9 protein-coding genes and 2 pseudogenes are annotated in these 12,103 nt (G+C 63.3%); 4 read left to right on the top strand and 7 right to left on the bottom strand.

Annotated features, from left to right (window positions below; genetic code table 11):
* Positions 1–197: 197 nt before the first annotated feature.
* Both ACZYOF_RS38470 and ACZYOF_RS38465 read right to left on the bottom strand, forming a co-directional pair.
* Complete coding sequence (locus ACZYOF_RS38470) at positions 198–3,371, bottom strand: efflux RND transporter permease subunit (RefSeq protein WP_282531204.1); 3,174 nt, start codon at positions 3,369–3,371, stop codon at positions 198–200.
* A complete protein-coding gene (locus ACZYOF_RS38465) occupies positions 3,368–4,534 on the bottom strand; it encodes an efflux RND transporter periplasmic adaptor subunit (RefSeq protein ID WP_245475999.1) in 1,167 nt (388 codons plus the stop codon). The genes ACZYOF_RS38470 and ACZYOF_RS38465 overlap by 4 nt, the downstream gene beginning before the upstream one ends.
* A gap of 1,010 nt (positions 4,535–5,544) precedes the next feature.
* Here ACZYOF_RS38465 and ACZYOF_RS38460 point away from each other — a divergent pair.
* The 4 genes and pseudogenes from ACZYOF_RS38460 to ACZYOF_RS38445 all read left to right on the top strand — a co-directional run bounded on the left by ACZYOF_RS38460 (position 5,545) and on the right by ACZYOF_RS38445 (position 8,044).
* Positions 5,545–6,036 (top strand): OsmC family protein, encoded by a 492-nt coding sequence (locus tag ACZYOF_RS38460; protein WP_130578685.1) that lies wholly within the window; start codon positions 5,545–5,547, stop codon positions 6,034–6,036.
* 258 nt (positions 6,037–6,294) lie between these two features.
* The gene (locus ACZYOF_RS38455; protein ID WP_130578684.1) at positions 6,295–7,212 is read left to right on the top strand and encodes an NADP-dependent oxidoreductase; all 918 of its coding nucleotides are present in this window, start codon (positions 6,295–6,297) and stop codon (positions 7,210–7,212) included.
* A 40-nt stretch (positions 7,213–7,252) separates the two neighbouring features.
* Positions 7,253–7,462: pseudogene (locus ACZYOF_RS38450) on the top strand (nitroreductase family protein); the annotation flags it as partial.
* A 36-nt stretch (positions 7,463–7,498) separates the two neighbouring features.
* Complete coding sequence (locus ACZYOF_RS38445; protein ID WP_130578683.1) at positions 7,499–8,044, top strand: carboxymuconolactone decarboxylase family protein; 546 nt, start codon at positions 7,499–7,501, stop codon at positions 8,042–8,044.
* 235 nt (positions 8,045–8,279) lie between these two features.
* Here the strand turns inward: ACZYOF_RS38445 and ACZYOF_RS38440 are convergent, their stop codons facing one another.
* The 5 genes and pseudogenes from ACZYOF_RS38440 to ACZYOF_RS38420 all read right to left on the bottom strand — a co-directional run bounded on the left by ACZYOF_RS38440 (position 8,280) and on the right by ACZYOF_RS38420 (position 11,575).
* Positions 8,280–8,429 carry an L-histidine N(alpha)-methyltransferase gene (locus ACZYOF_RS38440; RefSeq protein ID WP_130578705.1) on the bottom strand — a complete coding sequence of 50 codons (150 nt, stop codon included), beginning with the start codon at positions 8,427–8,429 and terminating at the stop codon, positions 8,280–8,282.
* Between the two features lie 4 nt (positions 8,430–8,433).
* On the bottom strand, positions 8,434–8,853 hold the full coding sequence (locus ACZYOF_RS38435; RefSeq protein WP_130578704.1) for a cupin domain-containing protein: 420 nt from the start codon (positions 8,851–8,853) through the stop codon (positions 8,434–8,436).
* A gap of 912 nt (positions 8,854–9,765) precedes the next feature.
* Positions 9,766–10,371: an MFS transporter gene (locus ACZYOF_RS38430; RefSeq protein ID WP_165421101.1), complete on the bottom strand. Its 606-nt coding sequence runs from the start codon at positions 10,369–10,371 to the stop codon at positions 9,766–9,768.
* Positions 10,372–10,388: 17 nt separating this feature from the next.
* A pseudogene (locus tag ACZYOF_RS38425) lies at positions 10,389–10,658 on the bottom strand (thioredoxin domain-containing protein); the annotation flags it as partial.
* Complete coding sequence (locus ACZYOF_RS38420) at positions 10,658–11,575, bottom strand: NADP-dependent oxidoreductase (protein ID WP_282531202.1); 918 nt, start codon at positions 11,573–11,575, stop codon at positions 10,658–10,660. The pseudogene ACZYOF_RS38425 and the gene ACZYOF_RS38420, both read right to left, overlap by 1 nt.
* Positions 11,576–12,103: the final 528 nt, after the last annotated feature.

The following is a 12,103-nucleotide window of genomic DNA, read 5'->3' as shown; positions in this document are numbered from 1 at the left end:
AGGGCGAAAATCAGTTGCCAAGGGTCATTGCCGGCGTCAAATTTACCGACGGCGTCGCAGAATCGACGACGCCAGCTAACCGCGCCGCCTGATCAGCCCCATCACCCAATTTCGGCCATAGCTCCAGGCGCGTTCCGCGCTCCTCAGTGTAACTGAGATAGTGTTCCGGCTTCATCGCGCATCGGCGCCGCCGCGACTCACTCCGCCGCGGCCGCGGTCGTCTGGGTTGGCTTGCCCTCGTTCTTGCCTTCCGCGAGGTTGCGCACCACCATGTAGAAGATCGGCGTGAAGATCAGGCCGAACAGCGTGACGCCGAGCATGCCGAAGAACACGGCGACGCCGACCGCCTGGCGCATCTCCGAGCCGGAACCGGTCGACACCACCAGGGGCAGCACGCCGAAAATGAAGGCGAACGACGTCATCAGGATCGGCCGCAGCCGCAACCGACAGGCCTCGATAACAGCCTCCAGCCGCGACCTGCCCTCGGCCTCGATGTCGCGCGCGAACTCGACGATCAGGATCGCGTTCTTGGCCGCAAGTCCCACCAGCACCACGAAGCCGATCTGGGTCAGGATGTTAACGTCCTGGCCCATGATGCGCACGCCGATGGTGGCCGCGAACAGGCACATCGGCACGATCAGGATCACCGCGAACGGCAGGCTCCAGCTGCCATATTGCGCCGCCAGCACCAGATAGACGAACAGCACGCAGATCGGGAACACATAGAGGCCGGCATTGCCACCCGTCACCTGTTGATAGGACAGATCGGTCCATTCGAAGGAAAAGCCGCTCGGCAATGTTTCGTCAGCCAGTTGCTTGATGGTGTTGAGCGCCGTCGTCGAGCTCACGCCCGGTGCCGGCTCACCCTGCAGCTCGGACGCCGAGTAGAGATTGTACCGCGCGACACGGTCGGGGCCCGAGATGTTCTTGAAGTCCACGACGCTGCCGAGCATCACCATGTCGCCGGCGGCGTTGCGGGTACGCAGCCGCGCGAGATCGGTGGTCTCCTTGCGGAACGGGAGATCGGCCTGTGCGGTGACGTGATAGGTGCGCCCGAACAAATTGAAGTCATTGACGTAGGTCGAGCCGAAATAGGTCTGGATGGTGTCATTGATGTTGGCGATCGGCACCCCAAGCTTCTGCGCCTTGACGCGATCGATGTCGACGAACAGCTGCGGCGTATTCGCCGTGAATGGCGAGAAGACCGAGGTCAGGTTTGGCGACTTCCGCGCGGCGGCGACGAGCTCGTCGGTCGCGGCCGCCAGCAGCTCAGGGCCGCGCCCCTGCCGATCCTGGACGCGGATGGTGAAGCCGCCGCTCGTGCCGATACCCGGCACCGCGGGCGGCGGAATGACGATGATGAAAGCGCCCTGGATCACCGACAGTCGCTTGCGCAATTCGGCCGTGATGGCATTCGCCGACAACCCCTTTTTCTGGCGGGCCTCCGGCTCATCGAACACCGGGAACAGCGCCGCCGCATTGCCGGACTGCGTGCGCGTCGCGCCGGAGAAGCCGGCAAAAGCCGCCACGCGAACGATGCCCGGCGTATCCAGCGCGATTCGCTCGATCTCGCGCACCACCGCAGTGGTCCGCGCCAGCGACGCGGCGCCTGGCAATTGCGCCGAGATGATGAGGTAACCGCGATCCTGCGCGGGAATAAAGCCCTGCGGGGTGGTGGCGATTAGCCAGCCGGCGCTGCCGATCAGCGCGAGATAGATCACAAGCATCACCACCGTATGCCGGATCACAACGTCGGCGGCGGCCGCGTAGCAGAGCGCCAGGCGATCGAAGATGTGGTTGAACAGCGCAGTAAAGCTGTCCCAGCCGCGCGCGATGATGTTCCAGCGCGCCGGCGGACGTTTCTCCTCGTGCGGAGTAAGGATCTGCGAGGCCAGTGCCGGCGACAGCGTCAGCGAGCAGAAGCAGGAGATCGCGGTCGCGACCGCGATGGTGACAGCGAATTGCTGGAAGAACTGTCCGGAAATGCCGCCGAGGAAGGCTGTCGGCACGAACACCGCGCACAGCACGAGTGCGATCGAGACCAGCGCGCCGCCGACCTCCTCCATGGTCTTGAGCGCCGCCTCGCGCCGGCTCATACCGTTCTGGAGATGTCGCTCGACATTCTCGACCACCACGATGGCGTCGTCGACCACGATGCCGACCGCGAGAACCAGACCGAACAGCGTCAAATTATTGATCGAGAATCCGAGCGCCGCCATCACCGCGAAGGTGCCGACCAGCGACACCGGGATCGCGATGATCGGGATGATCGCAGGCCGCCACCCCTGCAAAAACACCAGCACCACGATGACGACGAGCGCCATCGCCTCGTAGATCGTCTTGATCAGCTCATGGATCGATTGGGCGATGAATTCGGTGGGGTTGTAGCCGATATTGTAGTCGAGCCCCTTCGGGAAGCTCGTCTTGAGCTGCGCCATCGTGTCGGAGATATGCTTCGCGGTGGCGAGCGCGTTCGATCCGGGCCGTTGCGTCACCACCATTGCGACGGCCGACTTGCGCAGGATGAAGCTGTTGGTGGTGTAGGACAGCGCGCCGAGCTCGACGCGAGCGACGTCGCGCAGTCGCACGGTACGGCCGTCGGAGCCGGCCTTCACCACGATGTCCTCGAACTGCCTGGGATCCTTGAGGCGGCCGGTGAAGACGAGGTTCGGCTGGAATGCGCGATCGGCGATCGGCGGCTCGGCGATCTGTCCGCCGGTGATCTGCAGGTTCTGGGCGCGGATCGCGGCCACCACCTCGCTCGATGTCAGACCGACATCGGCGATCCGGTCGGGATCGAGCCACAACCGCATCGAGTAGTCGCGCGCGCCGAACATCTGGATGTCGCCGACGCCGTCGAGCCGCAAAAGCTGATCGCGGACCTGCAGCAGCGTGTAGTTGGAGATGTAGAGCTGATCGAACGTGTCGTCGGGCGACAGCATGAACACGACCATCAGGATGTCCGGACTGTTCTTGCGCGTGGTCACGCCGTTGCGCTGCACCTCTTCCGGCAGCCGCGGCTGCGCGATCGCGACACGGTTCTGCACCAGCACCTGGGCGGTGTCGAGGTTGGTGCCGAGCTTGAAGGTGACGGTGATGGTGAGCTGGCCGTCTGAGGTCGCCTGGCTGTAGAGATACAGCATGTCCTCGACGCCGTTGATCTCCTGCTCGATCGGGGCGGCGACGGTGTCGGAGACGGTCTGCGCCGAGGCGCCCGGATATTGCGTGGTGACGGTAACGGTCGGCGGCACCACTTGCGGATATTCCGAGACCGGCAACGTCCGGTAGGCGACCGCGCCGACGATCAAGAGCACGATCGACAGCACCATCGCCAGGATGGGCTGGTTGATGGAGAGCCTGCCGAGATTCATGGCTTGGCACCTGCCGCGGGCTGGCCGCCTGCTGGCGGCCTATCCCCTGCCGGGGGTTTGACCATTTGCGGCGTCACCTTGGCGCCGACGCGGGCGCGCTGCAGCCCGTCGACGATCACGTGATCCTCGGCCTTGAGACCCTCGCGGATCACGCGCAGGCCCTCATCAAGCGGTCCGAGCACCACCGGCCTTGCCGCCACCGTATTGTCGTCCTTGACCGCGAACACGATCTTGCGCGACTGGTCGGTGGCTACAGCGGTGTCCGGGATCAGCAGCGCCTCGTAGGGTGACGAGCCGATGATCCTGACGCGACCAAATTGCCCCGGCAGGATCGAGAGATCCTTGTTCGGAACCACCGCGCGGCTACGCAGCGTCGCGGTCGAGATGTCCAGTCGATTGTCGAGAAAGTCCATCTTCCCCTCATGCGAGGGCTTTGTCTCGCCGGTCAGCGTCACCTGCACGGGATTTGACGTATCGCGCGAACTCGGCCGCTTGCCTTCGAACCACAGCTTGCTGTTGCGCTGATAGGTCGCCTCGTCGACGTCGAAATAGATGTAGATCGGATCGAGCGACACGATCGAGGTGAGCAACGTCGCGCCGCTATCGGCGCCCTGCACGAGGTTGCCCGGGGTCACCAGATGGCGACTGACGCGGCCGGTGATCGGCGCCAGCACGTGGGTGAATTCGACATTGAGCTGCGCGGCCTTCAGTGCACCCTCGGCCTGCGTCTCGGCCGCATAAGCCGCCTGCAAGGCCTGACGGCGCTGATCGACGACCTGTACGGAAACTGCGCTAGTCTGGACCAGGTTCAGCCCACGGTCGAGTTCACGCTTGGCTAGCTCTGCCTTGGCCCGCGCGTCGTCGAGTTGGCCCTGGGCCTGCGACGCGACCGCCTCGAACGGGCGCGGATCGATGATGTAGAGCAGATCGCCCGCATGGACGATCGCACCGTCCTTGAACTCGACGCTGTTGACGAAGCCGCCGACGCGGGCGCGGACCTGGACCTCCTCGATCGCCTCGAAGCGGCCGGTGAACTCGTCCCAGTCGGTGACCGTACGCTTGACCGGTTGCGCGACTGTCACCGGAGGCGGTGGAGGCGCGGCCGCCTGCGATTGCGCCTTCTCGTCGCAGCCAGCGAGCGCCAGCGCGAACAGCAGACCGATCGGCGCGCCGCCGCATCGAAGGCGACGAAACGAACCGCGCGCCGGAGCCGGAGGCTCGGTTCTGCCAGTCGTACTCACTTCCGTCTCTCCAAGGACCTAGAATGTTGCAATTGAATTGGACAGGTCGCACGGCTACCGTCGGCCGGTCTCAATAAAGGCGGCAGCATTCGCACCGCCGTTCCGATGCCGATCTCGAACTTGATTTCGATGGCGCTGTCGCTCTCTCGGACAAATCCCTGAACCTAACCGAGACTCGAACCTTGGCCCAACCGGCTTCGTCGTCAAACTGGAGTCGAACGCACTTGCCAAAACACTTCTCGTAATGTCAGCGTGCCCAAGGGCGCGACGATTTCAATTACGTCGTTGCTTTGCATATCGACCCACTGCCTTTTAATCTTCCATCGTGTTCCGCGTGTCGATCGCGGAACCGCAAGTTTCGGCTCGACGATGCTTTGGAGAATGACCTTGCAAAGCCGGCGACGGAAATCACCTCTCGCCATGGAGTCGATAAACAGTCGTTATTGTCGCTCGCCGCGCGAGCGTGACGCCGTAGCGAGGAATGCCACAATCCGCAGAGCACTCGAAACCGCGACGTTTTCATTCTGCAGAGACTTCTAAGTCGCGTTCAGTCGCGGCGTCGTCGCCTCGGGCCTCAATAGTGTGGGGGCCGAGTTGGAAAGCGGTGCGCTCGTTCGCATTCTGTCCGACTGGGACTTCGGCTCGCTGGAAGTCAATGCATTGTTCGTGAACGGAAACACCATCAAGCCCGCTACACGCGTTCACGGATTTGCTCACCGGGACTTCGACACTGACTTCACGGAGCATTCCTGGCGGTTATGGACATGATAGCTTTACCCGAATGGTCGCCGGATTTACTTGCTGAACGCACTGGCTGGAGCGGACGCAGCACTGAGAGCTCGCACGAACGCTAAGAATTATTTTGCGCTGCCACTGGCGTACACACTCGTCGAAGCCGGTGGATCAATCATTCGAACGATCGGGACCTTATCATGACCAAGATCCGCGAAGTCGTCGTCGCAAGCGACCCCACCAATCATGGCGCGCTGGTTGGCCATGTCGGCGAATCTCGGTTTCCTGTCGGCGGCCCAGATGGCGGCGGCCACATTTCTTCCGGTCCCAATCCTTACGACCTTCTCAGCGCGTCTCTCGCCGCATGCACCGCTATGAGCGTTCGTTTTCAGGCTCGGCGCCAGAAACTACCGCTGGAGCGGGTGGAGGTGGGCGTCAGCTTCCACCACGGCGCCCAGGGCGAAAGAGATTCGTTCGAGCGCACCCTCGTGCTGGGGGGAGAACTCGACGCGCAGCAGCGCGCATTCTTGCTGGAAGCCGCAAACCTCTGTCCCGTAGGCCAAATTCTCGGCATTAGTGCGGATATTACCACACGCCTGGACGTTACAACTCCCGGCCACAACGAAAGCCCTCAGGCCAGCTACGAGGATGATCTGGCACAACTCCCGATCCCGAATATCACTCCGGATTGAGCGTCTCTCGTGCAGTCGATCACTGCACCCGGGGTACCGCGGCCAATCATACCCGCAGGGTCTCCAGTTCGGTGAACCCGCGACGCCTCGCGGGGCATTCGCTCCGCGGCTCACCGCTGGCGGGCTTTGATCTTTCGCGTCGATGGCATCGATTCCATAGCCACGGGTCATTGGACCATCGACTTTCACGATCGTACTTTTGCTCGTCTGCAAGAGAACTCGAAAGATGACGACACACCACACACAGGGAGGTGGATGATGAAGGCAATCGTCGTAACGGACCAGGCTGCGGGAACTGCCGGGATGAGGCTCGTGGAGCGGCCCGAGCCGCAAGCGGCGATCAACGACGTCGTCGTTCAAGTTCATGCGTCGGGATTCGTCCCTACTGAGCTGACGTGGCCCTCGACATGGACCGACCGCCTCGACCGTGACCGGACACCGTCGATCCCCGGCCACGAGCTGGCCGGGGTAGTCACCGCTCTCGGCTATGGCACAACGGGGCTGTCGGTGGGACAGCGAGTGTTCGGCCTCGCCGACTGGTATCGCGACGGCACCCTGGCGGAGTATGTAGCAATGGAGGCGCGCAACCTCGCGCCGCTCCCGGGTGACGTCGACTTCGCGGTGGGCGCGAGTCTGCCAATCTCGGGCCTCACCGCGTGGCAGGGACTGTTCCAGCACGGCCGCCTTCAGGCGGGGCAGAGCGTCCTCGTGCACGGCGCGGCCGGCGCAGTCGGGTCCATGGTGACGCAACTCGCACAATTGGGCGGCGCCTACGTCATCGGCACCGGACGTGCCGCTGATCGTCAGAAGGCGCTCGAGTTCGGCGCGCGCGAATTCGTCGACCTCGAGAACGACGTCCTCGAGGACATCGGCGAAGTCGATCTGGTGTTCGATGTCATCGGCGGCGACATCGGGAAGCGTTCCGCCCGCCTGATTCGAGCTGGAGGAACACTGGTGTCCATCGTCGGGCCGAGCGAGGCGCGGCCCGCCGACGGCTTGGCGGTCGACTTCGTCGTTGAGTCCGATCGTGCCCAACTGAGTAAGATCGTCGAGCGGGTGCGGGACGGACGACTGCGGACGAACATCGGCAACGTCTCGACCCTCGACGATGCCGTCGCTGCCTTCAATCCGACCAAGCGGATCAGCGGGAAGACGATCATCCGCGTTCGCCCGTGAACGACGCGCGCCTTCGATGCACGCGGCCGGCTGCGTCATATCCTTCGGCGCAGCTGCGATGATCTATGAGGCCCGCTCGCTAGGCCTGGGTTCGACGCCGATGATCGGTTTCGATGCCGAAGTAGTGCACCGCGAGTTCGGACTGGCTGAGGACGAAGTACCGGTCATGCTGTTGTCAATAGGGGAGCGTCCGGGAAACTGGCCGCAGAGGCCGTGCCGTCCGGTCGCCGATGTGCTGGATCTCGTATAATTCTGTTTGTAAAACCAATAAGTTGGGGAGGCTACGATGCCAAGATGTGCCGCTCTAAGGTCGGAGCAGGTGCCGGCCGATTCGAAACCGACCCTCGATATGTTCACCAAGAACATCGGGTTCACCCCAAATATGATGGCGACCTTCGCGGCAAGCCCGATCGCCTTCAACTCATGGGCCACCCTGCTCGGCTCCATGAGCAAGACGCTCGACGTGAAGACGCGTGACAGCATCGGCCTCGCTGTCTCCGAAGTGAATGGCTGCGACTACTGCCTGACGGTTCACAGCTTTACGGCCGATCATATGGCCAAGCTGCCGGCCAATGAAATCATTCTCGCTCGGAAGGGCCATGCCAGCGACCCGAAGCGGGACGCCGCCATCCGGTTTGCGCGCAAAGTGATCGATACCCGCGGCAAGGTCAGTGACGCCGATCTGAAAGCCGTCCGCGATGCCGGCTACACGGATGCGAACGTCATGGAGATCGTCGCGCTGGTTGCCATGTACTCCCTGACGAACTTTTTCAATAACGTGTTCGATCCCGAGAAGGACTTTCCCGTCGTCGCGCCTGCTGGCTCGATCTGAACTCTATGCGGTCGCATCGACCATCTCCTAGGGTGCTCGGAGCATTGCAAGGCAACCACTACTTCCCTCCCGAGTCCGTCAATACGGCAGTCCTCATCACCCGGATTTCCGTCCAAATAAGATGTATTCAGCCGGCACATAAATGGACCGCAATTCGACGATCGGCTGTTCAGTAGCGAATGAGTCCGAACAGGCCGAATAGGCCCTCCGCGTGCTGCCAAGCCTCGGCTACCCTTCATCCGCCAGGGTGGACGAGCCGCTCGAGGCTCTCCGCAGTATATTTTCGGGAGCTCTCAGTGTGCATGGTTTCCGACGTTCTCAAATGGAACGTCCGCCCACAGAGTGTAACGCGCTGATCCTGTAGATTCTTGCCTGGCGCAGCCAGTAGGTTATTTGACGGGCGTGGTCAGCACTTTGTCATTGGTGTCGAGGACGAAGACAGCGAGCAGCTTTGCCGGCTCTGACTTGCTCGCGTTGCGGCTGATCGAATGGGTCGCGCCCGGCGGTTCGGACCAGCTGTCGCCTGCCCGATAAATGCGCGTCTCGCCGTCATTCATCTTCGACTCGATCGCGCCCGAAATCACATGGTCGTAGATGAAAGCCGACTTCGCGTGGGTGTGGGACGCGGAGGCTGCGTCGGAGGCGTAATCGACTTCCACGGCGATCAGCGATTTGCCGGGGATATTAGGAATTGCCTCCTCGAAGTTTTTCGTGACGGTTTGTCCTTCGCTATCATGGGCGTAGATCGGGCCGGCCATCGAGATGGCGAGGGCCGCGCCGCTGGTGGCGATGATGGTTCGGATCTTCATGGGCTTTCTCCTTCCATCTATAGGTCTTCGTTCTTCATTGTTTCCTCCCGGCCTCGCGGGCCGGCTGATTACGGACACCGCACGGGTCAGTCTCGCGGGATGAAGTCGACGTGGGGCCCCGGCTCGATGATGAACACCGCGAGCGTGGCGAAAACGCAGGCGACCGCGGCGACCGCCATCGCCGCGTGGAATCCCGAGAACAGCTGAGGACCGCCCTGCTGCAGGACTCCGCCCAGCAGGGCGATGGCGAAGAGTGACCCGGCGCGAGACCGCGCTGTTGACGCCAGACGCGGTTCCGGCGCGACCGGGCTCGACGGAGGTGAGGACGAGGGTCGTCAATGGCGCGATCGCCAGGCTCATGCCCAGCGCCAGCAACAGGATGCTGGGGAAGATGTCTGCCCAATAGGTCGCGTTGGGGCCGATACGGAGCGCCATGGTGCATCCCGAGGCGACGACTGCGCCGCCGGCGAACAATGGCAAGCGCCGGCCGAACCGCCGGCAGAGCATACCGGCGAGCCGCGAGACGACCGTAATCAGCACTTGCAGGGGAATGAAGGCCAGGCCCGCCACCAGCGTCGGCCGGTGCGCGCCCCGGATCATCACGAACGGGATCAAGGTTAGCACGACCGTGAATGGCCCGTAGAGGAGCGCGGTGAAAAGGTTTGCGCCAACGACCGACCGCGAGGCGAAGAGGGACGGCAGCATCGCGTTGTCGCCTAATCGCCGTTGGCTCACGATGAGGCCGGCTAAGCCGCCCAGACCGACGATCAAGGTGACGAGCACCCAAAGGTTCGGACCGGAACCGTTGGTCAGGTTGGTCAGCCCCGCGCCCAGCCCGCTGAGCCCGACTGTCGAAAGGACCGCGCCACCGACGTCGACCCGGGCGTGGCTGGTCGGGGAGTCATTGGGTATTCACACGGCGCCGACGGCCAGCGCGCCGGCGACCACGGGTAGGAGCATCAGAAAGGTCGTCCGCCAGGACCCGTGATCGAGGATCGCACCGGCGATCGCGGGCGCGACGCCGCTGGCGACAGCCGCGGCGGCGGACCAGATGCCGACCGCACGGGCTTTCTTGTCGGCGGGAAAAGCCTGCCCAAGCACGGAAAGGCCGTTGGGCAGGATCACGGCTTCGCCCAAGCCTTGCAGGAAGCGGCCGACGATGAGCGGCGCGAAACTCGGCGCGAAACCAATCGCGGCCGCGCCCAGACCGTAGAGAGCGATCCCCCCGAGGAAGATCCGCTTCTGTCCGAACCGGTCACCCAAGGCGCCGGCGACCAAGGTCAGGGCCGCGAGCGGCAGGAGCTCGGCGTTCATCACCCACTGCAGGTCGAGCGGCGACAGGCGCATGTCTCGTCCAATCGCCGCGAGCGCGACCGTGACGACGGCGCTGCTGACGAACACGAGGCAGCCGCCCAGGCTCGACGCGGCGAGCACCTTGGTGCTGCCCTGCGCGCCGACGGCCTTAGGCTCGGAGAGCGCCAGGCCGCGGTCGGTCAGGATCAGGGACGCGCTGCTCACGACGCAATCCCTCAGGTGAGGAGGATCGCGCCCGATTCGAACAGCGCGAGCGGCGTGCCGCTCGGCCCGTCGGGGTCGTAGATTGCGGGAATGTTGCCGTTGGGGTTGAGCGCGAGAAAGGCCGGGTCGTGGCTTTCGTCCGCCAAGATGTCGATCCGGTGCGGCTTTGTGTCGACGTTAATGACCCAGGAGACCAGCCAGATTGCAAAGGCAACGACGATCGAGACGATCCAAAAGGCGACGTTGACCCACGAAGAGGACAGAATCCCTCGCCTCCCCAAGTTCATTACGGACGAACCCGGATGATCGTCTTCCCGCTGATCCGCTTGGTCGGATTGAAAGCAGCGACGGCATCGTCGAGGGTCGCGATGTTGCCGATGTTCGTCCACAGTCGTCCGTCCCGCACCCGCTGGACGATCTCACCCAGTTGGGCGCGATCGGGCGCGAGAACAAAGTCGATCGCCAAGCCGCCGGCGGGCCGCGCCTCGGTCGGCCCGGCGATGGTCACCAGCCTTCCTCCAGCTCGGATCAGCCCTGCGGACCGTTTCGCGATGTCGGCGCCGAAGACATCGAAAACCAGATCTACCGGGGCGACGTCTTCTAGGGCGTCGTTCTCGAGGGCGACGAACTCCTGCGCGCCGAAGTCGAGCGCCGTCTGACGGTGGACGGCGCGTCCGGTGCCGATGACGTAGGCGCCAGCCTCACGTGCGAGCTGGGTCACTATCGAACCGACTGCGCCGGCCGCGCCGTGCACGAGGACGCTCTGCCCCGCTTGAAGGCGACCGTGCTCGAACAGTCCCTGCCACGCGGTCAGGCCCGGCATCGCCACGCTCGCGCCCACCGTGAAGTCGACATCACCCGGTAGCGGCGCGAGGTTGCGCGCCTCGACGGCGACATACTCGGCCAAGGTGCCCCCGCGATACGAGTCCGTGAGGCCGAACACCCGCTGTCCCACCGACAGCTCCCTCGTGCCGTAGCCAAGGGCGGTGACCACTCCGGCCAGCTCCTGCCCGGGAATCACCGGCGCCCGGTCACGGCCGAGGCGATCGGTCCAGGTCGAGGGCCACGTCAGCTCGTCCCAGGTGAATCCCGACGCATGAACCTGAACGACGACGTCGTTGATCGCCGCCTGCGGCTCGGGCCGCTCCACGAGCCTCATCCCGGCCGTTCCCGCAGCCTGATCCGTTACGACGATCGCCTTCATGAATTGCCTCCTCGGATACTTGTCTCTTTGCTGGATATGTTCCAGCGATAAGAGCCCGTTCGACATCTCATGTGGTAGCTTCCGCGACAGTGGTATCCATTGATCGCAGCGCGAGACGAAATTTTCCAATAGCCGGCACGTATAGTTTCCATAGCAGCGCGGAATACTGCTGCGACGGTCCTCTCTGCCATTCGTAATCAAGGCAAGTGTGCAGGCCCCGCCGGCATCACGCCGCGCAGTGAGGCAATAGCGATCGTCTATCGATTCTATGGCGAGAGGTGATTTTCCTCGCCGGGGGTTCGACCACCACGATGTGAAACCGCTGTCAGAAGCACCTACAACCCAAAACGAGACTGCAAATGACCTCTCCTACAAACTCGAGACGGCGAGCTCGTCACCACGGGTGCCGTCCGAAAAGCGGTTGGAATTGAAAGTGGCGTAGTCTCCGGGGTGATCAACCTCGAATCACCCGGCGTTGACGCGCCGGGCTGGAGACCACGCCATGACAAGCGTTACCACGAAGGCTTT

Source organism: Bradyrhizobium sp. LeoA1Lang, from assembly GCF_055413685.1.
This window is presented reverse-complemented; position numbering and strand designations above follow the sequence as displayed.

Excerpts from the sequence above, each read along its gene's own strand:
- ACZYOF_RS38455 (WP_130578684.1), top strand. The coding sequence starts at position 6,295 with ATGAAGGCAATCGTCGTAACGGACCAGGCTGCGGGAACTGCCGGGATG.
- ACZYOF_RS38460 (WP_130578685.1), top strand. The coding sequence starts at position 5,545 with ATGACCAAGATCCGCGAAGTCGTCGTCGCAAGCGACCCCACCAATCAT.
- ACZYOF_RS38435 (WP_130578704.1), bottom strand. The coding sequence starts at position 8,853 with ATGAAGATCCGAACCATCATCGCCACCAGCGGCGCGGCCCTCGCCATC.
- ACZYOF_RS38420 (WP_282531202.1), bottom strand. The coding sequence starts at position 11,575 with ATGAAGGCGATCGTCGTAACGGATCAGGCTGCGGGAACGGCCGGGATG.
- ACZYOF_RS38445 (WP_130578683.1), top strand. The coding sequence starts at position 7,499 with ATGCCAAGATGTGCCGCTCTAAGGTCGGAGCAGGTGCCGGCCGATTCG.
- ACZYOF_RS38470 (WP_282531204.1), bottom strand. The coding sequence starts at position 3,371 with ATGAATCTCGGCAGGCTCTCCATCAACCAGCCCATCCTGGCGATGGTG.